General features: G+C 60.2%; 30 protein-coding genes and 1 pseudogene. 24 read left to right on the top strand and 7 right to left on the bottom strand.

Translation table 11 applies throughout. The annotated features are described in order from the left end of the window. Positions 1-97: 97 nt before the first annotated feature. The 3 genes from AVI_RS23055 to AVI_RS23065 all read right to left on the bottom strand — a co-directional run bounded on the left by AVI_RS23055 (position 98) and on the right by AVI_RS23065 (position 2,794). Positions 98-1,855 (bottom strand): peptidoglycan D,D-transpeptidase FtsI family protein, encoded by a 1,758-nt coding sequence (locus AVI_RS23055; RefSeq protein WP_012655043.1) that lies wholly within the window; start codon positions 1,853-1,855, stop codon positions 98-100. Positions 1,856-2,065: 210 nt separating this feature from the next. Beyond that, positions 2,066-2,491 carry a helix-turn-helix domain-containing protein gene (locus tag AVI_RS23060; protein WP_012655044.1) on the bottom strand — a complete coding sequence of 142 codons (426 nt, stop codon included), beginning with the start codon at positions 2,489-2,491 and terminating at the stop codon, positions 2,066-2,068. Positions 2,492-2,527: 36 nt separating this feature from the next. Continuing rightward, positions 2,528-2,794, bottom strand: a complete 267-nt coding sequence (locus AVI_RS23065) for a helix-turn-helix domain-containing protein (protein ID WP_012655045.1) — start codon at positions 2,792-2,794, stop codon at positions 2,528-2,530. A 447-nt stretch (positions 2,795-3,241) separates the two neighbouring features. Between AVI_RS23065 and AVI_RS23070 the strand changes: the two genes are divergently transcribed. From AVI_RS23070 to AVI_RS23085, 4 genes are all read left to right on the top strand, one after another. After that, the gene (locus tag AVI_RS23070) at positions 3,242-4,225 is read left to right on the top strand and encodes a DUF3991 and toprim domain-containing protein (RefSeq protein ID WP_012655047.1); all 984 of its coding nucleotides are present in this window, start codon (positions 3,242-3,244) and stop codon (positions 4,223-4,225) included. Positions 4,226-4,341: 116 nt separating this feature from the next. Then, on the top strand, positions 4,342-4,947 hold the full coding sequence (locus AVI_RS23075) for a DUF1419 domain-containing protein (protein WP_041699169.1): 606 nt from the start codon (positions 4,342-4,344) through the stop codon (positions 4,945-4,947). 12 nt (positions 4,948-4,959) lie between these two features. Next, entirely contained in the window at positions 4,960-5,253 is a 294-nt protein-coding gene (locus AVI_RS23080) for a DUF3085 domain-containing protein (RefSeq protein WP_012655049.1), read from the top strand. A gap of 101 nt (positions 5,254-5,354) precedes the next feature. Further along, positions 5,355-10,460, top strand: coding sequence for a DEAD/DEAH box helicase family protein (locus AVI_RS23085; RefSeq protein WP_012655050.1), 5,106 nt, complete (start codon positions 5,355-5,357; stop codon positions 10,458-10,460). An 82-nt stretch (positions 10,461-10,542) separates the two neighbouring features. Here the strand turns inward: AVI_RS23085 and AVI_RS23090 are convergent, their stop codons facing one another. Beyond that, the gene (locus AVI_RS23090; protein ID WP_049777416.1) at positions 10,543-10,977 is read right to left on the bottom strand and encodes a hypothetical protein; all 435 of its coding nucleotides are present in this window, start codon (positions 10,975-10,977) and stop codon (positions 10,543-10,545) included. A gap of 184 nt (positions 10,978-11,161) precedes the next feature. Here AVI_RS23090 and AVI_RS23095 point away from each other — a divergent pair, with 184 nt between their 5' ends. From AVI_RS23095 to AVI_RS23105, 3 genes are read left to right on the top strand one after another with little or no spacing between them, the layout of a single operon-like run. Then, positions 11,162-11,467 carry an integration host factor subunit beta gene (locus tag AVI_RS23095; protein ID WP_041699171.1) on the top strand — a complete coding sequence of 102 codons (306 nt, stop codon included), beginning with the start codon at positions 11,162-11,164 and terminating at the stop codon, positions 11,465-11,467. Positions 11,468-11,473: 6 nt separating this feature from the next. Further along, on the top strand, positions 11,474-11,908 hold the full coding sequence (locus tag AVI_RS23100; RefSeq protein WP_012655052.1) for a hypothetical protein: 435 nt from the start codon (positions 11,474-11,476) through the stop codon (positions 11,906-11,908). A gap of 15 nt (positions 11,909-11,923) precedes the next feature. Next, a complete protein-coding gene (locus tag AVI_RS23105) occupies positions 11,924-12,223 on the top strand; it encodes a cold-shock protein (RefSeq protein WP_012655053.1) in 300 nt (99 codons plus the stop codon). Positions 12,224-12,304: 81 nt separating this feature from the next. Here AVI_RS23105 and AVI_RS23110 read toward each other — a convergent pair whose 3' ends face one another. Both AVI_RS23110 and AVI_RS23115 read right to left on the bottom strand, forming a co-directional pair. Next, the gene (locus AVI_RS23110) at positions 12,305-12,802 is read right to left on the bottom strand and encodes an RES family NAD+ phosphorylase (RefSeq protein ID WP_012655054.1); all 498 of its coding nucleotides are present in this window, start codon (positions 12,800-12,802) and stop codon (positions 12,305-12,307) included. A 5-nt stretch (positions 12,803-12,807) separates the two neighbouring features. Next, complete coding sequence (locus AVI_RS23115; RefSeq protein ID WP_012655055.1) at positions 12,808-13,158, bottom strand: antitoxin Xre/MbcA/ParS toxin-binding domain-containing protein; 351 nt, start codon at positions 13,156-13,158, stop codon at positions 12,808-12,810. 336 nt (positions 13,159-13,494) lie between these two features. Here AVI_RS23115 and AVI_RS23120 point away from each other — a divergent pair, with 336 nt between their 5' ends. The 12 genes from AVI_RS23120 (at position 13,495) to AVI_RS23170 (ending at position 22,542) form a co-directional block, all read left to right on the top strand. Then, positions 13,495-15,285: a ParB/RepB/Spo0J family partition protein gene (locus tag AVI_RS23120; protein WP_012655057.1), complete on the top strand. Its 1,791-nt coding sequence runs from the start codon at positions 13,495-13,497 to the stop codon at positions 15,283-15,285. 93 nt (positions 15,286-15,378) lie between these two features. Continuing rightward, complete coding sequence (locus AVI_RS23125; protein WP_012655058.1) at positions 15,379-15,855, top strand: hypothetical protein; 477 nt, start codon at positions 15,379-15,381, stop codon at positions 15,853-15,855. Positions 15,856-15,938: 83 nt separating this feature from the next. Further along, a complete protein-coding gene (locus AVI_RS30660; protein ID WP_417883927.1) occupies positions 15,939-16,316 on the top strand; it encodes a hypothetical protein in 378 nt (125 codons plus the stop codon). After that, positions 16,313-16,732, top strand: a complete 420-nt coding sequence (locus AVI_RS31515; protein WP_012655060.1) for a hypothetical protein — start codon at positions 16,313-16,315, stop codon at positions 16,730-16,732. The genes AVI_RS30660 and AVI_RS31515 overlap by 4 nt, the downstream gene beginning before the upstream one ends. Before the next feature lie 613 nt (positions 16,733-17,345). Further along, positions 17,346-17,933: a hypothetical protein gene (locus AVI_RS23140; protein WP_012655062.1), complete on the top strand. Its 588-nt coding sequence runs from the start codon at positions 17,346-17,348 to the stop codon at positions 17,931-17,933. Between the two features lie 114 nt (positions 17,934-18,047). Then, positions 18,048-18,527: a ProQ/FINO family protein gene (locus AVI_RS23145; RefSeq protein ID WP_012655063.1), complete on the top strand. Its 480-nt coding sequence runs from the start codon at positions 18,048-18,050 to the stop codon at positions 18,525-18,527. Positions 18,528-18,544: 17 nt separating this feature from the next. Continuing rightward, positions 18,545-19,435 carry a MobA/MobL family protein gene (locus AVI_RS23150; protein ID WP_041699174.1) on the top strand — a complete coding sequence of 297 codons (891 nt, stop codon included), beginning with the start codon at positions 18,545-18,547 and terminating at the stop codon, positions 19,433-19,435. Next, on the top strand, positions 19,435-19,593 hold the full coding sequence (locus tag AVI_RS31225) for a hypothetical protein (RefSeq protein WP_187152409.1): 159 nt from the start codon (positions 19,435-19,437) through the stop codon (positions 19,591-19,593). Before AVI_RS23150 ends, AVI_RS31225 begins: the two co-directional genes overlap by 1 nt. 52 nt (positions 19,594-19,645) lie before the next feature. Further along, positions 19,646-20,572, top strand: coding sequence for an ArdC family protein (locus AVI_RS23155; RefSeq protein WP_012655064.1), 927 nt, complete (start codon positions 19,646-19,648; stop codon positions 20,570-20,572). After that, the gene (locus AVI_RS23160; RefSeq protein ID WP_012655065.1) at positions 20,572-21,123 is read left to right on the top strand and encodes a hypothetical protein; all 552 of its coding nucleotides are present in this window, start codon (positions 20,572-20,574) and stop codon (positions 21,121-21,123) included. The genes AVI_RS23155 and AVI_RS23160 overlap by 1 nt, the downstream gene beginning before the upstream one ends. Beyond that, positions 21,123-22,064, top strand: a complete 942-nt coding sequence (locus tag AVI_RS23165; RefSeq protein ID WP_041699176.1) for an adenine nucleotide alpha hydrolase family protein — start codon at positions 21,123-21,125, stop codon at positions 22,062-22,064. The genes AVI_RS23160 and AVI_RS23165 overlap by 1 nt, the downstream gene beginning before the upstream one ends. Before the next feature lie 292 nt (positions 22,065-22,356). After that, entirely contained in the window at positions 22,357-22,542 is a 186-nt protein-coding gene (locus tag AVI_RS23170; RefSeq protein WP_041699178.1) for a hypothetical protein, read from the top strand. Positions 22,543-22,662: 120 nt separating this feature from the next. On the opposite strand, the gene AVI_RS29290 is transcribed toward AVI_RS23170, so the two are convergent. After that, positions 22,663-23,133: a DUF3800 domain-containing protein gene (locus tag AVI_RS29290; protein WP_049777417.1), complete on the bottom strand. Its 471-nt coding sequence runs from the start codon at positions 23,131-23,133 to the stop codon at positions 22,663-22,665. Between the two features lie 532 nt (positions 23,134-23,665). On the opposite strand from AVI_RS29290, the gene AVI_RS23180 reads away from it, so the two are divergent. The 5 genes and pseudogenes from AVI_RS23180 (at position 23,666) to AVI_RS29825 (ending at position 26,481) form a co-directional block, all read left to right on the top strand. Next, positions 23,666-23,977 carry a DUF736 domain-containing protein gene (locus AVI_RS23180; protein WP_041699180.1) on the top strand — a complete coding sequence of 104 codons (312 nt, stop codon included), beginning with the start codon at positions 23,666-23,668 and terminating at the stop codon, positions 23,975-23,977. Between the two features lie 170 nt (positions 23,978-24,147). Continuing rightward, positions 24,148-24,393, top strand: a complete 246-nt coding sequence (locus tag AVI_RS23185; protein ID WP_049777418.1) for a hypothetical protein — start codon at positions 24,148-24,150, stop codon at positions 24,391-24,393. Beyond that, on the top strand, positions 24,390-24,548 hold the full coding sequence (locus tag AVI_RS31520) for a hypothetical protein (RefSeq protein WP_244427798.1): 159 nt from the start codon (positions 24,390-24,392) through the stop codon (positions 24,546-24,548). The genes AVI_RS23185 and AVI_RS31520 overlap by 4 nt, the downstream gene beginning before the upstream one ends. Positions 24,549-24,555: 7 nt before the next feature. Next, the gene (locus tag AVI_RS31525; protein WP_244427799.1) at positions 24,556-25,767 is read left to right on the top strand and encodes a BID domain-containing protein; all 1,212 of its coding nucleotides are present in this window, start codon (positions 24,556-24,558) and stop codon (positions 25,765-25,767) included. A gap of 404 nt (positions 25,768-26,171) precedes the next feature. After that, positions 26,172-26,481, top strand: a pseudogene (locus AVI_RS29825) (DUF736 domain-containing protein). Positions 26,482-26,519 lie beyond the last annotated feature (38 nt).

A 26,519-nucleotide genomic window follows, 5' to 3' on the forward strand; every position in this document is an offset into this window, starting at 1 on the left:
ACCTACCAGCAAGGCGATGCCTGTTCACGGCGCTCCACCTGCTCCAGCGGTATCGAGGATAACACCGCCCGCTACAGGCCCCTCCGAAAAAGGATCTTCAGTAGTTAGTTAGTAACTGCGGATCGTCATCGTTCCCGAAGCGAGGCTGTACACCAAGAAGGGCTGCCGATCTGCTTATGACTTCCTTCGCCATCGGGGCAGCGGTGTACGCAGCTAGCCTACCTCCCTTTTCCCCGGTTAATGGTGCGTCGATGACGGTCAACACAACGTATCTAGGCTTGTCAATTGGGAATCCGGCCAGATAGGCGTTGAAGTTCAGGTGCGCCGCGTATTTACCGTTAATAACCTTGTCGGCGGTACCCGTTTTGCCCCCAACGTTGAACCCCTGGACCTGTGCGTTCCTGCCGGAACCTTTGATCCCGTTCCAGTGGAAGAGGTATCGCATGTCTGCACTGGTCTTCGGCTGAATGACCTGCTTCACCACGACATCGGCCTCATCAGGGCTTCTGGCCAGGAAGGTCGGTGAAAAGAGCTTTCCACCGTTAATAAGGGCCGCCCCTGCTACGGCGGTTTGCAGCGGTGTGGTTGCAACGCCATGGCCGAAGGATATCGTCACTTGATTGAGCGGCTTCCAGACACGTGGCTGAGTGGGGGTGGCAACTTCGGGCAGTTCAGTCGTCATCTTCGACAGAAGGCCCAGCTTGGTCAGGAAGGCCTGATGGTCTTTAAGATTCACCATTGTCGCAATCTTGGCAGTTCCGATATTTGATGAATATTGGAAGACCTCCGGGACAGTGAGAGGGCGTCCCTGACCATGGTCATCATGAATGGTAAAACCGCCCATTTTGATTGGCCTCGAAGCATCCAAGACAGAATTAAGCCCGATTTTCCCCTCGTCCAACCCCATCGCAAGCGTGAAGCTTTTGAACGTCGATCCCATTTCGTAGGTCGCGTTGCTCATCCGGTTGAACCAGCCTTTTTCATACTCTTTATCGACAGAGCCGTCAGGGAGGGTTCTAGACGGTTCGTTTGGATTGTAGTCGGGGACTGATGCCATGGCGAGGATTTCCCCCGTCTCGGCGTCTAGCACAACAGCCCCAGCGGCTTCAGCTTTGTAGTTGATCATTGCCTCGGCGATCACGTCATGGACGATGTTCTGCACCCTTAGATCGATGGACAGCCGCACAGGATCGAGGTGGGCGTTGTCGGTCAGGCCTGCGGCACGCAGATCAGCAAGTCCTTGCTGATCGATATAGCGCTCCATCCCTGCGAGCCCCTTATTGTCGATGTTGACGTGTCCAAGGATATGGGCTGCCGTTGCGCCGCCCGGATAGAAACGCTGTTTCTCGGGACGGAACCCAATACCAGGGATGCCGAGCGCGAGGATATCTGCTTGCTGGCGCGGCGTCAGTCGGCGGCGGAGCCACTGGAACGCTGATTTGGATTGCAGCTTTTTGTAGGTATCGGCCCAGTCGATCCCCTTGATGACGGTCGATAGCTTCTCCACGGCTTCGTCAATGTCAACGATCTTCCTTGGTTCCGCATAAAGTGACACCATATTGAGGTCCGTGGCAAGGAGTTCGCCGTTCCGGTCCACGATATCCGGGCGTGAAGCAATGCCAAACCCAGGAGCACTGATCGAACTCGTGACCAGGGGCGATGCAGTGCCATATTGGACAAGTCGTGCGCCAATCACCGTATAGAGAACGCAGAACCCCCCCATCAGAACAAGGATGCGTTGTCTCGCTTCATTACCTTTATGCTTCCCAGGACCGAATGATGCTGATCGACGACGCGCAACCGACGAAAAATGCGCCTTTGTTCTAATGGTGATGATACGAGAAAGAAACGACATGGTAGCTCACTCGACAAAAAAGCGCGGCCCGGCAACTTGTTGCGGAACGCTAAATCGGATGCGAAGCGGCAGCTACGCTGTTTGGTGTCAAAAGAGTATCGTTCAGGAAAATTAACCACTCATTAATAACGCCGGCAAAGTAAGTGAAAGTTATGAATGCGGGGCCATAGGCGACGGGCGCAGGAACGCGCAATGAGCACTTGCCGCAGACTACTCGGCTAGGTCATGCAGAAGCTCGTCCTCGCTTGTAGAGCTCGAACTGGCGACAGCCCGCACGAGGTCAACGATCTTTCGCCGAAGCAGGGCGTCATTAATTTGAGCGAAAGCTTGGTTGAGCGCGACGGTCTCGCGGGTGATAGAAAACGCCGCTGGCGTGGCAGTGTGATGGAGTGGCTCCTTGCCGCTCGGAGCGTCGATGCCGTCGAAAAAGCTTCGTACGTCCACGTGCAGGGCACAAGCAATTTCCATGAGCATGCTTGCCGAGACCCGGTTCGTGCCCTTTTCATATTTCTGGACCTGTTGGAAGGTGACGCCAATACGCGCGCCCAGGTCAGACTGAGAAACCCCGTTGATCATGCGCCTCTTCCGGATGGCGCGACCGACGGCGACATCGACTGCATGCGGCTCATCTTTCATATGCTGTCCTCACGAGAACTGAGTTCAACTGGCGAATCAGGTCGAATTCCGTCGCCCTGGCCGCAAGTTGGCCGGCTCCAGTTCGCCTTTCATGGGCTCTTTGAACAGATCCGTAATAGGAACGCCGAGAGCCTGTGCGATTTTTCCGAGTGAATCGAGGCCAGGATTGATCCGTCTGCGCTCTATCTGCGATATCGCAACCCGCTCTAGATGAGCTTCGAGAGAAAGGCGCTCCTGCGACATTCCTTTCGCGACACGTAGTTTCTTCACATTCCAGGCCAGCAGTTCACGTGGGGATATCATGTACCCACATGAACATTCGGTAGTCAATTAAATAACTGGCGATTCAATACGGATATCGCCGAAGCTGGTCCGGCTTCATATCAAGGCCAACGATCTCTGAGCGCCGAAGGCCGCCGAAAACGAAAGTTGGGTTTGTCTCGCAAATCTTTTGGGAATTTGACAAGAAGCTCTGGGACTCAAGGTCGGAGAAAAAATGCCCTTGAACAAGTCCGGCGAAATTGGACCCTGCCTGACATGATAAACATCCTATCGGAAGGTTCTCATGCCGCTTGCGACCTGCAGGCGGCAAGGGAAGCTCCGCCACCGTCGGACCTGCGATGTCCCAAACTCCTCACACTTTTTTGGCTTGCCTCCGGCGCCCTTGCCCCCTTTGATCTTCGCGACTGGGGAAGCGGTTGCCATTAATTTACGCAAAGAAAGGAGGGCCGGCCGGGCGAGCCGGGCCGTATGAAGAGAGAGAAAGTCGAAGAACTGAAGGAGAAGGTGAACTGCGGTGCGGTTCTTGAGCAGGCCGGGTTTGCCGTGGATATCAAGGAAAGCACCCGGCGGGCGGTAAAGTACCGTAGCGGCTCGGACATCATCATCGTCAACCATGAGGGAAAGGGCTGGTTCGATCCGCTGAGCGATGCCAAAGGGGACGTCTTTTCTCTTGTCGGACACCTCGACGGCGTGAGCTTTTCCGAATGCCTTGAGCGGGTCGGTCAGCTCATCGGATTCGATTTCGGTGAACCGGAATGGAAGCCGCATCCAAAAACCACACCGCTCGTCGGACCCGTATCGGAACGATGGACTTTGCGGCGTAAGCCGTGGCGCGGTTCAGCGACCTGGCGCTACCTGTCGTCGGAGCGGGCCCTGCCATTCTCTCTGTTACAGGCCGCTGTCGCACGGGACTGCCTGTGCGAAGGTCCCTTCGGCAGTATGTGGGCTGCTCACACCGATGGCGCCGGTCATGTCACGGGGTGGGAGGAACGCGGGCCGGAATGGCGAGGCTTTGCGACTGGCGGAACGAAGATCTTGTTTCGGATTGGTCCACCCGATGCTCTACGGATCTGCGTCACCGAGGCCGCAATCGACGCCATGAGCCTTGCTGCCATCGAGGGGCTTCGCGACGGCACGATTTATGTCAGCACCGGCGGTGGCTGGTCGCCAACCACGGAAGCCGCGATCCGGGCACTGGTGTCGCGGCCGGACGTGCAGCTCGTGGCCGCAACCGACGCTAATTCTCAAGGAGAGACGTTTGCCGAACGACTGCGCGCACTCGCAGAGGAAGCCGGCTGCGGCTGGATGCGACTGCGGCCGTCCGAAGAGGATTGGAATGAGGTCCTGAAGACGAGGAGAAAAGAAAGAGAGAGGGACGAGAAAGGCAAGGGTCTGCCGCATTCCCGCCGTCCGCGTCAAGGGAAGCTGCGCCCCGGCCTTGCCGGCCCTTGACCCTGCCGGACGCGATGGCGGCCTTACGGAAGGGGTCATGGAGGACTGAAGAGAGACGATACGGTCGAGAGGACGGTGTTGCGCTTCGGTCTGGACAAGCGCGCAAGGAGCCGCAAATGCTCACCTCTTCCGAACCTCGAAAAATCTTCCAGGGTGTCGCCACCCGCAGCCAAATGTTCAGCCTGTTCGATCGCCACCGCCAAATGTCTAGCCGCTTCGACGGTGATGTGAGTGCGCTTTATGCCGGCGAATGGTTTGCAATCGGCGAAGCCGAGCATGACTACATGTTCGACATCCTGCCGCCTCTGTGGATCCGCGGTGACACATTCGCGATGCGCGAGTTCATGACCGGCTCAGTGACGTCGGTGTTTTTCACGTTGCAGATCGACGGAGCGATCAGGCACTTCCACAGCTACTGCGATCTCGCCGACACGCAATCCGTCGGGCGAATGCGGCAAGCTATCAACCAGTGCGAGACTCGACCGCTCCAGACAATGACGCGTGACGAACAGCTCGAGCACATCTGGAGCATGACGTCGGACGCCTATCGCGGCTATTCGAACGACGACCATCCGCAGCATCTACCTGGGCGCCGGATGATTATTGTCTTTTCCGATGGCGGCACCGGTCGGCAAAAGCTGCTTGCGGATCTGACCGACACGGAAATCGCGGCGAAGCTACCGGTTCATCTGCGCTACCTGCCAGACGCAATCGCCGCGTGACGGAGGCGTGACATGTTCACTTTCCCTGTTACGGAGATCGCCGCCGTGCTGGCGCGGGGTCGTGCCGACGCAGAAGCAAATGGCGGATATCGGGCGCCCTACCATGGGATTCCTTCCGCTACCGAGGCAAGGGCTGGCTCGTGGATGGCCGGCGACGAGGGCGTGTATGCGGTGTCCAACAGCAAACTCGCCGAGGGACAACGTCCACTCGTCCTCTATGCCGCGGAATGCAACCCGAAAACCAATCCAGACTACTGGCACTACAAGCGGCGGTATTTCGGGGGCGATGACGTGATCCGCTGCTGACCACGGCCCCACGGCCAATCTTCCAACAACCTCGCGCCCGTCGCCCGTCCCGTTGTTTCGGCCGGATGACAACGCTTGCTCGTTTTCCAGGGAGCCTTTCCATGAGCAACGATCCTTTTACTCTCGACATGTTCGGCAATACCGCCCTTTCGTCCGGCCTTGGTCTCGGCGTAACTGCCTTCGGCAGCTTTTCAACCCCAGCCAATGACGATGATCCGGAGCCGACGCCGCCCGCGCCCGCCGCGGCTATGTCCGTCGACTCTATGAAACAGCCGCCGCGCAAACCGGGCCATCGTGCCAACTTCTATCTCGGCGAAGATGACCGCGGTCTGGCTGCCAGCTGGAAGGAACGGGCACGGATGAATGTTGCCGCGATCCTGACCGCCAACGAAATCGAGAATCACAATATCCCGGTCACCCGCGCGCATCAGCAGAAACTGATCCGCTTCGCCGGTTTTGGGGCATCGGAGCTGGCAAACGGCATGTTCCGGCGCCCGGGCGAAGTTGGGTTTCGCAAGGGCTGGGACGACCTTGGCAGCTCGCTCGAAACGGGCGTCTCCGGACTGGACTACGCGTCACTGGCGCGCTGCACGCAGTATGCCCATTTCACACCTGAGTTCATCATCCGGGCGATCTGGTCGGGCCTGCAGCGGCTCGGCTGGCTCGGTGGGCGGGTTCTGGAGCCTGGTATAGGGACCGGCCTGTTTCCTGCGCTGATGCCGGAAGCGTTCCGCTACAAAAGTTATGTCACCGGGGTCGAGCTCGATCCGGTCACCGCGCGCATCGTCCGCCTGCTGCAGCCGAAGGCACGTATCGTCAACGGCGATTTCAGCCGCACGGATCTTGGCGTCATCTACGATCTTGCCATCGGGAACCCTCCCTTTTCCGATCGCGCCGTCCGCTCTGACCGCGCCTATCGGTCGCTCGGACTTCGGCTGCATGATTATTTTATTGCCCGGTCGATCGATCTCCTGAAGCCCGGGGCACTGGCTGCCTTCGTCACCAGCTCGGGCACCATGGACAAGGCTGACTCCACGGCACGCGGGCATATTGCTAAGTCGGCAGATCTGATTGCCGCAATTCGGTTGCCCGAAGGCAGCTTTCGCCGCGACGCCGGCACGGATGTGGTGGTCGATCTCCTGTTTTTCCGCAAGCGAAAAATGGGCGAGGTAGAGGGAGACCTTTCCTGGCTCGATCTGCAAGAGGTACGGCCGGCAACCGCCGACGACGGCGCCATTCGTGTCAACCGCTGGTTTGCCCGGCACCCGGATTTTGTTCTGGGTGACCACGCGCTGACCTCAGGGGCGTTTGGCGAGACCTATACCTGCCTGCCGCGTGCTGGTGAGGATCTGGAGGCTGCCCTGAATGCTGCCGTCTCTCTTCTCCCGGAAGACATCTATGACGGCGAGCCGACGCCCGTAGACATCGACCTGGAGGCCGAACTCGGAGATATCGTCGACATTCGGCCGCGCAACGACACGGTCCGCGAAGGCAGCTTCTTTATCGACAATGCCCGCGGCCTGATGCAGATGGTCGACGGCGCAGCGGTCGTCATTCCAGTTCGCAAGGGCCGGGCCGGTGAGGGTATCCCGGAAAAGCACGTTCGGATTATCAGGAAACTGATCCCGATCCGCGATGCGGTGCGCGACGTGCTGAAGGCACAGGAGCAGGATCGTCCCTGGCGTGATCTCCAGGTGCGGCTTCGCATCGCATGGTCGAACTTCGTGCGGGATTTCGGTCCGATCAATCACACGACCGTCTCGATCAGCGAAGACGCAGAAACAGACGAGGTCCGCGAAACCCATCGCCAGCCAAATCTGCTGCCATTTCGCGACGATCCCGATTGCTGGCTGGTCGCATCTATCGAAGACTACGATCTCGAAACTGACACGGCGAAACCCGGCCCCATTTTTACCGAGCGAGTCATCGCTCCTCCCGCACCGCCCGTGATTACCAGTTCCACCGATGCGCTGGCTGTCGTCCTGAACGAGCGCGGCCATGTCGATCTCGACCATATCGCCGAATTGTTGCATAGCGATCCTGCGGCGGTCATCGCGGATCTCGGCGACGGCATTTTTCAAAACCCGACGGATGGGTCCTGGCAAATATCAGATGCTTATCTCTCTGGCTCGGTGCGCACGAAACTGGCGTTCGCGGAGGCTGCGGCAGAGCTTGATCCGACTTTCGGGCGCAATGTCCGGGCGCTGCAGGCGGTTCAGCCCGCCGATCTACGCCCCTCCGATATTGCTGCCCGCCTCGGCGCTCCATGGATACCCGCCTCCGATATCGTTGCGTTCGTCAGGCAAACGATGGAAGCCGATATCCGTATCCACCATATGCCGGAGCTCGGCTCATGGACGGTCGAAGCACGCCAGCTGGGCTACAGCGCTGCTGGCACTTCGGAATGGGGCACCGACCGCCGTTACGCCGGAGATCTGCTTGCCGACGCTCTCAACAGCCGTGTGCCGCAGATCTTCGACACCGTCAAGGATATTGACGGCGAGCGCCGCATCCTCAATGTCGTCGACACCGAAGCTGCGCGCGACAAGTTGCAGAAGATCAAGCAGGCTTTCCAGAACTGGGTCTGGACCGATCCCGATCGCACCGACCGGCTGGCGCGGGTCTATAACGATCGCTTCAACAATATCGCGCCGAGAGCCTTCGATGGTTCTCATCTGAAACTTCCCGGCGCATCGAGCGCCTTTGTTCTGTACGGGCATCAGAAGCGCGGCATCTGGCGTATCATCTCGTCCGGTTCGACCTATCTCGCCCATGCCGTCGGCGCCGGCAAGACGATGACCATGGCAGCCGCGATCATGGAACAGCGCCGGCTTGGACTGATCGCCAAGGCGATGCTTGTCGTACCCGGCCATTGCCTGGCGCAGGCGGCGCGGGAATTTCTCGCACTGTATCCGAACGCCAACATCCTGGTGGCCGACGAGACGAATTTTACCAAGGACAAGCGCGCCCGGTTCCTCAGCCGCGCGGCGACGGCGACATGGGATGCCATCATCATCACCCATTCGGCGTTCAGGTTCATTGCCGTGCCGTCTGCTTTTGAACAACAGATGATCCACGACGAACTGGAGCTGTTCGAGGACCTGATGACCAGGGTCGAAAGCGATGACCGGGTGTCGCGGAAACGGCTCGAGCGCCTGAAGGAAGGACTGCAGGAGCGGCTCGAAGCACTCGCGACCCGCAAGGACGATCTGCTGACGATCTCGGAAATTGGTGTCGACCAGATTATCGTCGATGAGGCGCAGGAATTCCGAAAACTGTCGTTTGCGACTAATATGGCAACGCTGAAGGGTATCGATCCCAACGGTTCCCAACGTGCCTGGGACCTGTTCGTCAAGTCGCGTTTTATCGAGACGAAGAACCCCGGCCGGGCGCTCGTGCTGGCATCGGGCACACCGATCACAAATACGCTTGGCGAAATGTTCTCGATCCAGCGCCTGCTCGGCCACGAAGCTCTGCGCGAACGGGGACTGCATGAGTTCGACGCCTGGGCGAGCACCTTCGGAGACACGGCAACGGCGCTGGAGATCCAGCCTTCCGGCAAATACAAGCCCGTCAGCCGCTTTGCCAGCTTCGTTAACGTGCCGGAACTGATCGCCATGTTCCGCAGCTTTGCCGATGTCGTGATGCCGGATGATCTGCGTCAGTACGTGAAGGTGCCTGCGATTTCGACCGGCCGGAGGCAGATCGTGACCGCGAAGCCAACCCAGGCCTTCAGGAACTATCAGACCATCCTCGACGCCCGTATCAAGGCGATCGAGCAGCGCGAGGGACCTCCGAAACCGGGGGACGATATCCTGCTCTCGGTCATCACCGATGGCCGTCACGCGGCGATCGATCTGCGGCTGGTTGACACGGACAATGACAACGAGCCCGACAACAAGCTCAATCTCCTGGTCGAGAACGCGTTTCGCCTTTGGCAGGACACGTCGCAGAACACCTACTTGAAACCGGACGGTAAACCGTACGAACTTCCCGGCGCTGCCCAGATGATTTTTTCCGATCTCGGCACCATCAACGTCGAGAAATCACGCGGCTTCTCCGCCTATCGCTGGATCCGTGACGAGCTCATCCGCATGGGCGTCCCGCCGGCGGAAATCGCCTATATGCAGGACTACAAGAAGACGGAGGCGAAGCAACGTCTGTTCGGCGATGTGCGGGCCGGCAAGGTCCGGTTCCTGATCGGCAGTTCCGAGACAATGGGCACCGGCGTCAATGCTCAACTCCGGCTGAAGGCCCTCCACCATCTCGACGTTCCCTGGCTCCCGTCGCAGATCGAGCAGCGCGAGGGTCGCATCGTCCGTCAGGGCAACCAGCATGACGAGGTCGATATCTTCGCCTATGCCACGCAAGGATCTCTCGATGCCAGCATGTGGCAGAATAACGAGCGCAAGGCGCGCTTTATCGCTGCCGCCTTGTCGGGCGACACGTCGATCCGCCGTCTTGAAGACATGGGCGAAGGGCAGGCCAACCAGTTCGCCATGGCCAAGGCCATCGCATCCGGTGACGAGCGTCTGATGCAGAAGGCCGGGCTCGAGGCCGATATCGCCCGCCTCGATCGGTTGCGTGCAGCCCATGAGGACGACCAGTATGCGGTGCGGCGTCAAATACGCGATGCAGAGCGTGATATCGAAGTCTCAACGCGCCGCATCAGCGGAATTGGCGAGGATATCAAACGGCTTGTTCCAACCGCAGGCGATGGGTTCGCGATGATAGTCGCCGGTAAGCCTTACGACGAGCGGAAACTCGCCGGGCGTGCCCTGATGAAGGAGATCCTCACCCTTTTGCAGCTTCGCCAGCAAGGTGAGGTTACCCTCGGCACAATTGGCGGCTTCGATCTTGTCTATGACGGCGAAAGGTTTGGCAAGGGCGAAGGCTATCGTTTCCAGACGCTGCTTCAGCGCACCGGCGCGGACTACGATATCGACCTCGATGTGACCGTCACGCCGCTGGGTGCCATTTCGCGCCTCGAACATGCGCTAGGCGATTTCGACGGCGAACAACAGCGCTATCGCCAACGCCTCGAAGAGGCTTACCGGCGACTTGCCTCCTATCGTTCCCGCGAAGGCGGTCAGTTTGCCTTCGCTGAGGAGCTGGCGGACAAGCGGGAGGCGCTCCGCAAGATTGAAGAGGCACTTGCGACGTCAGCACTCGCCGAAAACACGCGTGCGACGTCACGGCTGTCCTAATTGGCGGATAGCCGCTTGCCCGCGAAACCTGCGCACAGAGGGAAGAAGCTTGGCGAACTCGCCATTCTTTCAATACGCTTCTTCAAGCGAGAGGGGCCAACTTTTCTCGAAGCGCGACCTTCGCCCGCACCGGAATTTGTTCAAAACCGTTGTCCATCATCGCCATGATACGGTGGCGGCCGGAAAGCACCGTAACTTCGCCCTCTGAAGTCTGCGTCAGGATCGGGATTGCTATTTCCTGGCGCGCTTCGAGCCTCGTAACCCAGCAATGGTATTTGCCGGGTTTGAAGTCTGTCTGCGCCAGAACAGCTGTGCGATCACTTGCCCAAAAGAACGGATCCTTTCCGAGCTCTTGATTAAGCCGCGTCGCATTGAGAAGGTAGGTGGCGTAATCATCCTCATCCGCCAGGAGGAAATCCATGTTCGTCACGAACCGTTTGCCGTTATACTCCGTAAAAACTTGCATTCTGCTTCCGCTGCTTTGATCGATCGTCGTGTCAGAGGCAACCGCCATCATCACGAATCGATATACTGAACTCTGCGGCTTGGCCTATCATTGGTAAAGAGCAACGACCACCATGGCCACTCATCCATCGTTGCGCTGCGTTCGATGGTCCGGAACGTCGCGTCTTGCTCAAAACCGCGAGAGCCTGTGCGAGTTGATCGTCTTCCAAAACGCCACGGATGCGTTACAAAACACTATGATCAGATCCGAACTCATCGATGTCATCGCCGCGCGCAATCCGCACCTCTACCGTCAGGATGCGGAGCGGATCGTTAATACTATCCTCGATGATATAGCGGCCGCCCTTGAACGCGGGGAACGGGTTGAACTGAGAGGCTTCGGCATTTTTGTTGTGCGACATCGCCCGGCCCGTTCGGGCCGAAATCCGATGACCGGCAAGGCGGTGTTCGTGGAGGAGAAGTGGGTGCCGTTCTTCCGCGCCGGCAAGGAGCTCAGGGACCGCCTCAACGATGACGGAAGCTTGGTCGAACATGAGGATTGAACATTGGTGGTAGAATATGGTGGAGGAACCCCTTTCTGCAACGCGCTGCCTGAGCGTCTCCGTAGCATCGTCGATATGATGACGCCGCAACTCCTGGCCGAGACATGGCCCCTGCGGTTCGTCGCCCTGCTCTCGATGCTCGAGGATATGGCAGGCGAGGCAGGGGAGGTTGACCGGCCTCTTGTCGTCAATAAGTGGGTGGCAATCGTCAGTGGCTTGCTTGAAAACCTGCCCCGTGACATGGATTCCTCCGAATGCCTTGCACTGATGCGCCACAGCGCGATTGAGACATTCCGGAAACGCGCGACACTGCAGTCACCGGACGTAAGCCAGCAAGACGAACTCTTGCGAAGCACGTATCCACAATGGTCAGTGGTCGAAGATCTGCTCGACGAATACGAGGCATGGGCGGCCCACCAATTGCGGACGACTCGTCACTAGAGAAGAGGTACGGGGATGCCAACGGGGAAACTCAAATGGTTCGATACCACCAAAGGCTACGGTTTCATCACGTCTGACGACGGTGGTCCCGATGTCTTTCTCCATCTTAGTAAGGTGACGGAGGCCAATCTTCCAACGTTGCAGCCCGGTGTGCGGCTCCGCTACGTGCTGGGCCGTCAGGGCAATAAGGTTTCGGCGCACGACTTGTCTTTGATGCCAGATGAAGCCGCCACTCGGTCCCCCGCACGCATGATCGACGGCGATGCTGATTTCGAGGCAGAGTTCGAAAGAGAATGGGGACTTCGACGGGGTTAGACATGGTTTGAAACGACCACAATCGCGTCGGACCTGTTCATCCGAACCGGGGTCGGCGGGTTGCGACCGCTGAGCGGGCCGCTATCGAGATAGCCTGTTTTCGTCATCGACCAATGTCAGGCGGGAGGGGGTCTTCTCACCCCACTTCCACAGTACGAGATTGAGATCTTTTTCTCCGACGCCCTGGGCGAAGCTCCGCACCAGCAGCCCACTATAGCCCTCGGCTATCAACAGGCGGGCGAAGGCCTGCGTTCGCGCTTCACCGGTCGCCTTCATCTGGTCGCGCCAGCTGTCGTCGCTGAGCGCTGCCCTATCCATGCCTTTCCTGGCAAGCGTGGTCTCATCTCTCGTATCAAACACGTGGTTGATTTCCGCGTCATAGGACACCAGTGTCGTCGGTTGAAAACTGCCGGCCTGGTTGGCTTCTCGCAATGCCGTGATTATCGACAGGGATGTGTAAAGTGCCGGAACTCCTTTTGGGTTGAACCGGCCGCCATAGAGTTCGGCACCACGACCGGATAGTGGTTCACGCGCGTATACGGGGTTGAGCGCGCGATAAAGCGGACCAAGATACTCCATCTCGGTCAGGCATGGACGCCAGCGTCGACCGCATCGATAAAGTCGAGGACATCCTCGACCCGGCCGGTGCGAACGAGTTGCATAGCCGTTTGCCCGGAGAAGCCGGGCAGGGGTTCTGACCTGAACCAGGCATAAGCTATCAAAGCGGAACCGAACCGTGGCTCCACCTTGTTGATGACCTCGATCATTTCGCGCAGGCGGCGTTGGGTTCTGTCCGAGCGAACACGTTCCTTACGCTGCACGGAATCCTTTCCGAGGCCTGCTGTCCTTGCAACTTCTTCACTGGTCGTGAGGAACGCTTCGGCAATCTTGCGAGGTGCGAAAAAGCCCCCATCGGCATATTGAGCGAGACCCATAAGAGGCTCCTTTCCAGTATCTGCCATTTATATAGACGTAAAATAGCGTCAAAACAAGCGGCCTAAAAATGCCGGAGTTGGAGAAGAGAAGGAAAAAAGAAAAAGCCTCCTCGCAGATCGATCGATCCGGTGGCGCTCTCGCTCAACCGCCGCCTGCGCGATCCCGGCCACTCGTGCTTCGCAGGGCTGTGAGCCCCGCTCGTCCTTCGCGGCAGGGATGCTCGGCCGCCGTTGCACCGGACCGACCGCTCCGCGGTTCGGGAGATGTCTTCGGGAAAAAAGAAGACGCGAGAAGGACCGGCAAAGGGCCGTGTCCGCACCGAACAGGAGCATCCCATGCATATCGTCAGACTCGATCCGCGCGCATTGAAGGACAATCCGGACAGGACACGCCGGTCGCAATCATCGCCGCAATCCGACGCCCTGATGCTGGCGACCATCAAGGCCGTCGGCATCATCCAGCCGCCTGTGGTCGCGCAGGAACGTGATGGCGGCAACGCCTACGTGATTGACGCCGGTCACCGCCGCGTCAAACAGGCGATCGCCGCCGGCCTTGAGGAAATCGAGGTTTTGGTCGCGGACGCCAGCGACGACAACGGCGCCATGCGCGGCATGATCGAGAACATCGCCCGCGAGCCCCTTAACCCGGTCGATCAATGGCGCGGCATCGAGCGTCTCGTCGCGCTTGGATGGACCGAGGAGGCGATTGCCGTCGCACTCGCCCTGCCGGTACGGCAGATCAGGAAGTTGCGACTTCTCGCCAACGTGCTGCCAGCCATGCTCGAACAGATGGCCAAGGGGGACATGCCGTCGGAGCAGCAGCTTCGCACGATTGCGGCAGCCTCGCTCGAAGATCAGAAGGAAGTCTGGAAGGCGCAGAAGCCGAAGAAGGGGGACACCGCATCCTGGTGGGCGATCGCCAACGGGCTCAGCAAGACGCGCATGTATGCCAGGGATGCAAGCTTTGGTGAGGACCTGGCACAGGCCTACGGTATCGCGTGGGTCGAGGACCTGTTCGCACCGGCCGACGAGGACAGCCGCTATACGACGGATGTCGAAGCGTTCCTCGGCGCGCAGCAGGAGTGGATGACCAGCAACCTCCCTAAAAAGGGTGCCATCGTCGAGGTCAACAGCTGGGGCCAGCCGCAGCTTCCGGCAAAGGCCGACCGTGTCTATGGCAAGCCAGGCAAAGGTGATTACACGGCGATGTACATCGATCGCGATGGCAAGGTCCAGTCGGTCCACTACCGGATGCCGGAAAGCAAAAAGACCAAGGCGAAGGGCGATACCGGTTCGCCAGACGGGGATCTCGATGATGATGCCATCGCTGTCACCGCCAAGCCCCGTCCCGATGTGACGCAGAAGGGCCAGGACATGATCGGTGATTTCCGCACCGACGCCCTTCATGAGGCGCTCGGTCGCGCGCCGATCGAGGACGATATGCTGATGGCGTTGCTCGTAATCGCCTTCGCCGGCCTGAATGTTCGGGTCGATACAGGTGCCGGTGGCGATGTCTACGGCACGAAACGGTTCAACGGCCACGTCGGCCCCCTGCTGGATGAAAACGGCAAGATCGACCTTGACACGGATAGACTGCGGGTCGCGGCACGTTCCGTGCTGATCGACGTCCTGTCGTGCCGACGCAACAGTTCGAACAGCGGCATTGTCGCGCGTATCGCCGGAGACGCCATCGGTGCGGACGCATTCCTGCCCAACATGGGCACCGAAGACTTCCTGTCATGCCTATCGCGCCATGCGCTCGAAACCTCCGCTGGGCAAGCTGCCGTTGTACCTCGCCCCAAGGTCAAGGAAACCCGCGCGGCACTTGTAGACCATTTCAAGGAGGAGAGGTTCGTCCATCCTACTGCCCTGTTTGCACCGGCCATGGAAGACCTCACCGCCTTGTTCAAGGCGGGCGCTGCTCCTGATGAGGATGCCGATACCTCTTTCGGCACGGCTGAAGATGACATTGTCGAACACACCGCCCGCGATGCGGGGCGGGATGAGGACGATGTCGTGGACCAGGCCGACTCTACGTCATCTGAAGCGGCCGCAAACGAGCCTGCCACTGATCCCCTGGTGGATGAGCCGTCGGTCGATGACCATTACGGCATTGCGGCCGAATAGCCGACTTTCATTCATTTTCTTTCCGATCGCCATCCCCGCCGCCGGTTTCCGGCGGCGGTTTTCTTTTCCACGCGTGCAACAAGGAGGACCGACATGTCCGCACACGCAATTTTCGATCTCGCTCCGCTTGGCTCCATCGTTTCCTGGTCTGACGCGACCCCGCAACCACCGGAGCGGCACAAGAAGAAGCTCTCGGCATGGAAGACGCGCAACAGCCAGGGTCGGCTGATCCGTAAGCACGGCGAAAGGACCACCGGCAGCTATGTCGCGCGGCCTGATTTCACCATCCACGAAGGTGACTTTGGCGGTAATGGCACGATCATCGTGCGCATCCACCGCACCTTCTCGGTCGATTCCGAGCTGATCTTCAACGTCCTCGAGCGCCCGAGGACGGGTTCGGTCCGCATTTTCGATCGGGCGGGTGAGTATGCGGAGCTCGTACACCTCGCGGAAGACCGCGAAGCGGCTGAAGCATGGCTCAAACGTCACGGCTACCCGAACGCTGTCCTGGACGAGGTGACCGCCAACGAGGTCGCGGCCGACGTTATCGAGGGGAGGGCGGCGGCATGATCAGGCCCACTGTTGAGACGGTCGAGCTACCCCCTCCTCGATATACAGGGGCGGGGTCCGGCCGAAGCGCAGACGATTGTGTTGTGACTGTAACGGCGAACCTGCGAGCGCAGCTGTCGCGGATGGAGGCGGCGCGCCGGCAGACTCAGCACCAGCTCGACATGATCGATCGGCAGATCACGCGCAAGATGACGGCCATCATTCCGCTGCTCGGCAAGCGCCGGTCTAGGGTCCAGAGGGGCCGGGCGCCAGACCCCGGCGCCTTTCTTGATCGGTACCGCCGGAACCTTGCGGCGCTGACATCCGAGCGCCAGCCGGAGATCGACGCGCTCGCCCGGAAGCTGGCGCGTCAGGACGCCGCCATCACGGTGATGCAGGCGCGTCTGGTTGAGAACATCGACGTGCGCCGCGATCCGCCTGCAGGTTGTTCGGCAATTTACCAAAGCGAGTTGCCACGATGAGCACGATCGGAGATCTGGAACGAAGGGCTGGCATCGGCCCTTCGCGTGAAGAGCGAGCGGCCTTCTGGCTCCGCTTTCGTCACCTGGACGGCATCGCATGCCTGAAGGCGGGTGTTGCAGAGCTTGAACGGCTCATCGCCATGAAGAAGGCGGCGGAACCGACCGCGGAGCTTACCGAGCGAAAGTCGTCGCGGCGTAACAGACTGCCGCCGTTGACGGACGAACAGGAGCGGGCGTTGCAGGCCTATGCTGCCAAGCATGGCCGACGGTGGAAGAGCGTCCTCAGCAACGCCTGGATGGGTGAGGCGCCCTATGATGATGGCCCCCTGCTGCGATATCTGCGTAATACCCGCGGTCCCTCCTGGCTGGTCACCTACCGCTTGCCGAAGGCTCCCCCGTCCACTGCACCCCGATGACATCGCCGATCCATGAAGGGCGTGAAGTCGAGGCCATGGTTGGGCGCCGGACATGACGGGGGCTCTCAACCGCTTAGGGTTGGTTCCTGGCTCGCCCCCCGTTCGCCCGTTTCGCCGTTCTGCGGGTCCTCATCTCAAAGCGCGCGGTCGCTGTTTCAGCGGGTCGCCTGCCTTTGATTGGGTCTCGCGAGCACGTTCCACGCAGCATTGTGGAAGCGGTTTGCCGTGGTGTCCATTGACCAGCAACACCCTCTTCGCTGACTTGTACGGATGGCCGGCAGGATAGTTCGTCAATCGACCGGGTTCCATCCGCTGTTTCCGTGTCGAGACCAGACCCTTGCCGGCTCGCCCTTCGGTTTGCTGCGGTCTGAACCGGCGGCCGGTCGTTTCAAGGCCGCTTCGCGCCGCGTGGCGGCCGGCTCCGCCTCTCTTCTCAAAGCGCACCCGCGTCCTTCGCCGGGTTTTACCCCGCTTGTCCGCAAGCCCGCTTCGCTTGCTCAGTGGATCCGGACCTGTGATCCGCCCGTCTTCCGCCGGTTCCTTTCGACCGCACCGAAGGGCAAGCCGGCAAGGGTCGGAACCGCTTCGGAGGAAACCACGAAAGGAACATCCCATGGCCAAGGCCTCAACCCAATCCCGTCAACCCGCCCGCGTCGTGCAGCTGCGCAAGGGCGCGACCCTTGAAATGGTCCGCCTCACGTGCCCGGATGCCGCCCAGGCGCTGTCGATCGCCGAAAGTTTCGGGACTGCAGTCGTCGACGGCGACGGGATCCGCGACCTGCACGAGCGCCTGATCATCGAGACCGCCGATAGCCTTTCCGAGGGCCTTGGCGAACGGGCCATGCAGATCCACCTCCAGCGGATCGTCGGCGCCTATGTCGGGTCCGCCCAGGGCGCCGGCCAGTTCTACTCCCGCGCCGTCACCGAAGCCCGCGATGCGACGGCCAAGGCCGCCAGCGACAACCGGGACGAGGACCTCGACGGTCCGGTCGGGTACGACAGTGCGGCCCAGCGCAAGCGCGAGTTCGCGGCCGACATGGGGATCCAGGCCCATTCCCTGCGGATGGCAGCAGAAGGCACCGTCCGGGCATACGAGCAGGTCGTCGGCGAAACATGGAAGCCCTTCGATCGCCCGGTCGAAAACCCCGGCCAGTCGGTCGACCGCAAGGCAGCGGCCGCGCAGATGGCAGCACTTGGCTAGCGGTATGTGGGCGGGACTTCGGTCCCGCCTTTTCCGCTGGCAGATTATGGCGTCGCCGTTGTTTGTGCTTATATCAGGTGGCAAAGCTTCAGAAAATAAACACAGGAACAGCGGATGACGGAGAACTCGACCACCGAAACAAGCAAGCCCTGGCGCCTGTCCAAAGGACCGATCACCGCAAACGCGTACGACCTGAAAAAGGCCGAGGCCATCAATGCCCTCCTTGGCTCACCGGCAGGCATCTTGCCGACAAGCGAAAGCGATCCGATCCTGCCGTTTGCGATCGGGCTGTTCGAGACATTCAAGAGCCGGCTGCGTGACGACGCCACCCCAACGCAGCTTCGTCGCGCGACGGCCATCTATACCCATGCGAAAAACTACCTCCTCGCCTGCGCGCAGCCGGATTCCATGCGCCACGATATCGACGGGCGACCCGTCGCGCCCGTCAGCGAGGAGGATCGTCTGTCGAGCCAGCTGCGGTTCGCCGATATCCTGCGCAGCCGCAAGCTGTTGCAGACAGACGCAAGCGCGCAGGGCGACGATGCTGCATCCAGACAGCCCGAGCCTGCGGCTGCAGACGCGCCGCAGAACTAATCTGTCTCGGAGGCAGCGTGGCTATCTACCATTTGCGCGTTGACAAGATCGGGCGCTCCAAAGGCCAAAGCGCCGTGGCGTCCGCATCCTATTATGCCGATGAGCCGTTGATCGATCATCGGACCGGCATTCGGCATGTGATGCCGCCAAGGCCGGGTCTCATCCACGAGGATATCCTAACCCCGGCAGGTATGCCCTATCCCCACTCCGCCGATCGCCAGTCTCTCTGGAACGCCGTGGAGTCCCATGAGAAACGCAACGACAGCAATACTGCACTTGTATGGCACGCGGCGTTGCCCCGGGAACTGACCGATCGGCAGGCGATCATTCTCGCGGAGGCCTTCGCCCGCTCCCTGATGGAAAGAGAAGGGAACGTCATCGACCTGACGGTGAGACAGACCGGACCAGGTTCTCTTGTCGCCTTCCTGCTCTGCACAACCCGCCACGTCACCGCGACAGGCTTCGGCGATAAAATCGATTTCGTCCTCGGCGGCAGGGACAGAGAGAAGCGTGGGCTGCCAAAATCTCCCCGCACCGATCTTGCCGAAATCCGCGTGCAATGGGCAGACCTGGTCAACGCGGCGCTTGAGAACGCCGGTTCGACCGCTCGCGTCGATCACCGCAGCTTGAAAGATCGTGGCTATGACCTCATTCCTCAGACCCATCTTGGCTCGGCCGCAAGGCGAAGAACGGAGCGCGGTGAAGACATCGACCGGAAGGCGGGATCGATCGAACGGGATGTTCATAACACCAGAATAATCCAGGAGCGGCCCTCGATCATCAGGCAATTGATCGCAGATGCGGGGCAGACCTTTGACGGCGAGACGATCGAAATATTCGTACGCTGTTATGTCGATGATCAGATCCTTCAGCGTGAGCTGTGCCGCCTGGTTTTTGGCGAAAAGTGATGACCGCCCGCCGCCCCATGCGGTCCGTTCCGGTTGATCGGTCTGACGCCGGTCAGTCATCGCGCAACAGCTTCGCTGTCCTCCTCTTCGTTGCGGCCCTTGCCACCGGCTATGCCGGCGGACTGCGGGTGCGCACCTCCTTTTGCCCGTCGCTTTGAGGCCGCCGTAACGGGCCGCATGGGGCGGCCTTGAAACGGAGGTTTTAAGGAAATGACCAGGAAGAGCGAAAACGAGCGCGCCGATCTTTACACCCGGATCACGGATAAGATCGTGGCGGAGCTTCAACAGGGTGTCCGCCCGTGGATGAGGCCGTGGTCGGCCGCCAACACGACGGGCAGGATCAGCCGTCCTTTGCGGCACAACGGGGAACCCTATAGCGGGCTGAACGTGCTGTTATTGTGGTCGGAGGGCACGGCGCGGGGCTATTCATCGCCGATGTGGATGACGTTCAAGCAGTCGCTCGATCTGGGCGCCGCCGTTCGCAAGGGCGAAACCGGCACCACTATCATCTATGCCAGCCGCTTCACCAAAACGGAAGCCGACGGCCGCGGCGGCGAGGTCGAGCGCGATATCCCGTTCCTTAAAGCGTACACGGTGTTCAACGTAGCGCAAATCGACGGCCTGCCGGACCATTACCACGTTGCGGCTGAACCGGCGTTGAACCCGGTCGAGAGCATCGCCCATGCGGATCAGTTCTTCCGCAACACCGGCGCCATCATTCGGCATGGCGGCAATCAGGCTTTCTATTCCCCCGGCAGCGACATCATCCAGATGCCGCCATTCGAAAGCTTCAAGGATCCTGCTGCATATGTGGGGACCCTCAGTCACGAAAGTTGCCATTGGACGGCGCATCCGGATCGCGTGGGCCGCGATCTCAGCCGATATGCCAAGGATAAGACCGAACGAGCGCGGGAGGAATTGATCGCCGAGCTCGGCAGCTGCTTCCTCTGCGCCGATCTCGGCATCGTACCGGAGCTGGAGCCCAGGCCCGACCATGCCGCCTATCTTCAGTCGTGGCTCTCGGTGCTGTCCGATGACAGGAAGGCGATTTTCCAGGCGGCAGCCCACGCGCAACGGGCGGTGAATTACCTCCATGGTCTGCAGCCGTTGGCCTCTGAAGAGAGGGAGGCAGCCTGATGACCCCGCTCCATTCCTCCTCCCGACTGATCATCCTCGCCTGCTCGGCGACAAAGCGTGCGGAGCCGGACTATATGCCGGCACTCGAGCGCTACGACGGACCTCTTTGGAAGACCCTCCGTGCCGCCGATCCGGAAGGGATGAAAGCCAGTGTCGCCTTCCTGTCGGCACGTCTTGGCTTTCGCGCCGCCGACACGCCGATTGAGATGTACGACGCCCGGATGACCCCGGAGATCGCAGCAGCCATAAAGGCCGGCGGTCTCGCAACGCGGTGGCCCCGCCCGAAAACCCAGCGCCGGGTGATGCCATCCGGCGAACATGCGGGCGAACATATCGCCAGCATGACGCAGTACGGGCGCGCACCGTTTTGCGAAGTCGCGCTTGTCGGTGGCCATCTCTACCTCGATGTCATGCGGCATTTCGTCGGGCTGTTTCGCGATGGCGGCTTTGTCTCAGCCGATGCGACGATCATCGAGATCAACGGACCGATCGGCATGATGCGCCGTGACCTCCGGCTCTGGCTGGCCGGTGAGGGTGGGGGGACAGACTGATGTTTCACACCCCTGTCAACGGCGGGGAGGGCGCTCAGCTCTCCTCGATCCGCCTTCGCGTGTTGTCGCTCGGCGCTGGCGTCCAGTCTACGACGCTCGCACTGATGGCAGCGCATGGCGAGATCGGACCCATGCCCGATTGCGCGATTTTTGCTGATACCGGTTGGGAGCCGAAAGCCGTCTATGAACATCTCGAATGGCTGATGTCGCCCAACGTCCTGCCGTTCCCGGTTCATATCGTATCGGCCGGTAATATCCGCGAGCAACTGATACAGGCGGGCCGCGGCAATCGCTGGGCGTCCATTCCCGCTTTCACAAAATCCGTGATCCGCTCCGGGACAGAGCTCCCGATCCTGGATGAGGACGACGAGGGCGAGCTGATCGAAATCGGCCGGCGGCAGACGAAGGTCGAGACGGTATCGATCGGCATGCTCAGGAGGCAATGCACGGGCGATTTCAAGATCGTGCCTATCCGGCGAAAGGTGAGAGAGCTTGCCGGACTGACCCGCAAACGGTCCCCGAAATGTGCGGTGGTTGAATCGTTGATAGGCATAAGCCTTGATGAGATCGTGCGTGCCAAGCCAAGCTTCGAGGCGTGGCAAGTGAAGCGTTACCCGTTGATCGAGCAGCGCCTAAAGCGTTGCGACTGCCTGGCTTGGCTGCGCCGGCATGGCTATCCCGAGCCCCCGAAATCCGCCTGTATCGGCTGCCCCTTCCATGACAATCGCCGCTGGCGCGCAATGCGCGATCACGATCCCGAAGCATGGGCCGATGCAGTCGATGTCGATCGGGCAATCCGCACGGGCCTTCGGGGCATTCGCGGCGAGGTCTACCTGCACCGATCCTGTGTGCCGTTGGAGGATGCCGACCTGTCGACGGCGGCCGATCACGGCCAACTCGATCTGTGGCCAAACGAATGCGAGGGCATGTGCGGGCTGTGATCAGCCGGATGTTTGAACGACGGTGATGACGCGCGGCTGACCAAACGGAGCGGCCGCGGTTGCTCGAGAACGTGCGTGGTATCCGTCGTCGCCACCCCGGAGCAGAACCAATCCCGCTCTTTGTCGATGGGCTCCGTCGAGCCCCGGCCTTGTACGATCAACCCGTAAAGGGTCGGACTACGCAAAGCGTGCCGCCGCAGGCTTCGCCTTGCGGTGATCGCGGCCGGAGGCCCGACTTCAGGGGGAGCCATCGAGCGGGAATGGTCCCGCTCCAGGATGGAGCCAACTCGCCATGTCGCACAATCTCAGCCTCGCACAAAGCCACGCCTTCGACCTCGCCCGTACCCTGATGGTCCCTGTCCTCCTGTTCAGATCCGGCAACGAGTTCGGCGTCCTGCCGGCCGACGAAATCGATGGCGAAGACGATCTGGAGATCGTACACGAATACGATCCATTCGATGCGCGCCCGGCTCACTGAGCCGGATCGACGGCTTGCGGTTCGCCGCAAGCTCCGGTTCCCGGAGGCCTTGGCCGTCTGATGTTATCTTCGGCTCGATCAAAGTCGATCCAGAATGAGCATCTGGGGAAGACAGTGATATCATTCCGGTGCAGCAGGTTTCGGCGTTGGCGCGGGAAACGGATGTTGATGTGCTCCTATAGCCGCAAGGCGGGTTTCCGTCTCCGCTGAAACCAGTTGCCAAAGCCCGCTGGAAAACGCTCCGGGCACCCCATAGCGCGCGAAGTGCGGTTTGATGAGATTGAACCCGCGGGAGTCTCCCGACTGATAATGCCGGAATATCCAGTACGCGATCAGATCCGCCATCTGAATTAAGCGTGAAGCTTTCGAATCCAGAAATAGCGGCACTTCTGCAAAGTTTCGTAATTGTCCGTTTGCATGGCCGATGTGTTTAAAAACATGCGAGAGGGTTTGGATTTTCTCTTCGTAATTGCTTTTGTCGAGGATCACGAAACCACGCTCCGGGTTCTTTTTTCGGAACAGCGTGTTGAGAAAGCCGTCATGCAGCCAACACCTGGTTCGCGTACTTGCCAAAGGCGCCGGTCGCTCCATCGACAGCAAAGACGTCGGGTGACATTGGCACCGCGATCGATGCACATGGCAATACCGGAAAGTCGCCCATCCTCACTGACTGGACGTGGAGGCTTCAAGCGGTCCATGGTGGTGGCGATGGGCCAGCATGGTCCAACCTCGCATCGTGGTCGAGAAGCAACGGACCTGGCTTGGTAGCGGCCATTCGCTTTGAGCTCATCCGATCGATCGCCACTGCCAATCCCCTTCACGTACCGATTGCCGTCTCTTCTGCGGGCTCGATGGGGCATGTCTGACCGGGGACCGGCTGCGCCTCGATCGTCTTCCCGCAACGGTCGTTCGAGACTTTCTTCCCCTATCGGAACCCACCCCACACGACCAGTCGAGCGGGGACCCCGGGTCGCCGCTATTCCTCGCGCGACAAGAAACCCACTCCCGACCGCCTTCCACTTCGTTTCAGCCCCTCCGGGGTGCGGTCCGATCGTCCCCGGTCTTTGCGACTGCCATCGAGGCCGCGAAGAGCGCGGTCCGAAACCAGCGAAAGGAAATGACAATGGCAACCATCGGCACCTTCACCACCACTGAAAACGGCTTCACAGGCTCGATCCGCACTCTCGCCCTCAACGTCAAGGCCCGGATCGCCCGCGTCGAAAACCCCTCCGAAAAGGGCCCGCACTTCCGCATCTACGCCGGTAATGTCGAGCTGGGAGCCGCCTGGCAGAAGCGCTCCGAGCAAACTGACCGCGACTACCTCTCGGTCAAGCTCGACGACCCGAGCTTCCCGGCTCCGATCTACGCGACGCTCGCCGAGGTCGAAGGCGAAGACGGCTACCAGCTGATCTGGTCCCGCCCGAACCGCGATTGAGGCTCGCCACCGGCCCCGCCACCTGGCGGGGCCATATCCCGCAGGCGAGAAGCGGGAACCACTATCGTCAGATATTAGGGCCGGCCTCCAAGCCACAGGCAGCAGCGCCACTGCCCTCGATTCAACTAACCATCCATGCTACATTACGATTTAGCAAATCGAGGATCGTCATGGCACACGCAATCCGTCATTCCGACGCCACTCCCGAGCAGGTCATTCGCACACTCGCACGTCAGCACGGCATTGTCGCCGAGCGCAACGGGACCGACGACATGGCCGACACCATCACGCGCCTGTCGGGCGATGACGTAATCCACGACGAGATCGAAGATCTTCTCGTTACGATGCAACGCAAGGGCGTTATCACTGACGTTCAGGCGAATGCCCTTTACGGGAATTATCTAGCAAGCGCATGACGTTCGACCGTTTCGGCGATTATTCGACAAGAGGTTATCTGAGAAATACCTTAGGAGCCGACGAAAACGTGGTTAAGCGCCTGGAACACCGGGCTTTCCGCGCCAATCTCGACTCCGCGCTTGACAGCCTGAAATCCAAATCGACGCTTGCCTGAGGACGTTTTGCAGGTCCATGCAAAACTGTTCTCGAGCATTTATCCATGGGCTGGCCAGGATCGCATAGTTACGGCCCCCGGTAGCGCCATCGGTAAGAATGGCAATTTCGATCTTTTCTCGCATCCTGCAGATTCCCGTAGAGCTGTCGAGACGGCTCTGGAAATGGCCGCCGACAAAAATACGATGCGGGCCAGACCCGGCGAGGTCATGGGCTATCTGGCCTACGCGCACCCATTTCTTGACGGAAACGGGCGCACTATCATGACCCTTCGCGCCGAACTTTGCCGTCGCGCTGGAATCCACATCGACTGGTCGCAGACCAACAAGTTCGACTACCTCAATGCATTGACGAAAGAACTGGACACTCCCGGCAAAGGTCACCTGGACGCTTATCTGAAGCCATTCCTCCGGATCGAAGCGTTGGACCAGGCCCAGTCGGCAAACATGCTGCGCGATTTGCCGGGGCTTAGGCCTTCGGCGGTTCCGCAACAAGGACCGGTCATCGTGCCGAAGCGCGACCTGGACCCGACGGCGACGAAGGCTGACATTGAGAGGGCATTGGCGGCAAACGATGCTTTCGTTGACAGCGATCGCAAGCTCGAACAGATGGCTGCAAGCGTCTACAAAGACCCGGTGCCCCTCATAAAGGACATTCGAGAGGCGGCACTGACAGGTTCTATTGGCGATCAGTCAGTCGTCAAGCGCATCGATCTGGACCCGGATTCCTACGGACCATACAAGGGCGCCGGCGGAATCTTTTCCAGCCAGCAGGAGAGGAAAGACTATCGCAATGCCACTGCCGCGCGATCCGGTTTGAAAGCCGGAGCGGAGCACCTGATTTCGACGGCTCATGGCATCCGCCAGGCTCTCGCCAACGAAAAGCAGCAGCTTGCGGAGCGGGATAAGATTGAAATCCGATTGCCGGACCCCGTGATGATGAATGCCATCGAGAAGAGCCAGCCATTGTCTGACGCGCAGGCGGCCGAGATAGACAAGGCCATTCGTTCATTCGAACATCGTTTTGGCGATGATGTGGGCAAGGTGCGGACTGCCCTCAATCTCGCGCCTTTGGCTGAGAAGCATGGGCTCGATACCGAACAGCTCACCATGGCCCGCCAAGTCCTGAAAACGCTCGACAAAGGCCAGTCTCAAGCGCGCGAGCAGGCACAGGTCATCAAGCAGTCTCAGGGCCAAGCCAGGGGCGGTCCCACGCGGTAACCGGGCAGCCGGCGAGACAAAGAGTGGTCCAATGCCTTTGCAAAGCAGATAGCCATTCACTTTGAGCTCATCCGATAGATCGCCACTGCCAATTTCCTTCACATACCGATTGCCGTCTCTTCTGCGGGCTCGATGGGGCATGTCTGACCGGAAACCGGCTTCGCCTCGATCGTCTTCCCGCAACGGTCGTTCGAGACTTTCTTCCCCTATCGGAACCCACCCCACTCGACCAGTCGAGCGGGGACCCCGGGTCGCCGCTATTCCTCGCGGGTCAAGAAAGCCTCTCCCGGTCGCCTTCCTCTTCGTTTCAGCCCCTCCGGGGTGCGGTCCGATCGTCCCCGGCCTTTGCGACTGCCATCGAGGCCGCGAAGAGCGCGGCCCGAAACCAGCGAAAGGAAATGACAATGGCAACCATCGGCACCTTCACCACCACTGAAAACGGCTTCACAGGCTCGATCCGCACGCTTGCTCTCAACGTCAAGGCACGCATCGCCCGCGTCGAAAACCCCTCCGACAAAGGCCTCACTTCCGCATCTACGCGGGCAATGTCGAGCTGGGTGCAGCCTGGCAGAAGCGCTCCGAGCAAACTGACCGCGACTATCTTTCGGTCAAGCTCGACGATCCGAGCTTCCCGGCTCCGATATACGCAACGCTCTCCGAGGTCGAGACGAGGACGGCTACCAGCTGATCTGGTCCCGCCCGAACCGGGACTGAACAAAGATCGCCAACGGCCCCGCCCGACAGGCGGGGCC

Origin of the sequence: Allorhizobium ampelinum S4 (genome assembly GCF_000016285.1) — a bacterium.
Taxonomy (GTDB): domain Bacteria; phylum Pseudomonadota; class Alphaproteobacteria; order Rhizobiales; family Rhizobiaceae; genus Allorhizobium; species Allorhizobium ampelinum.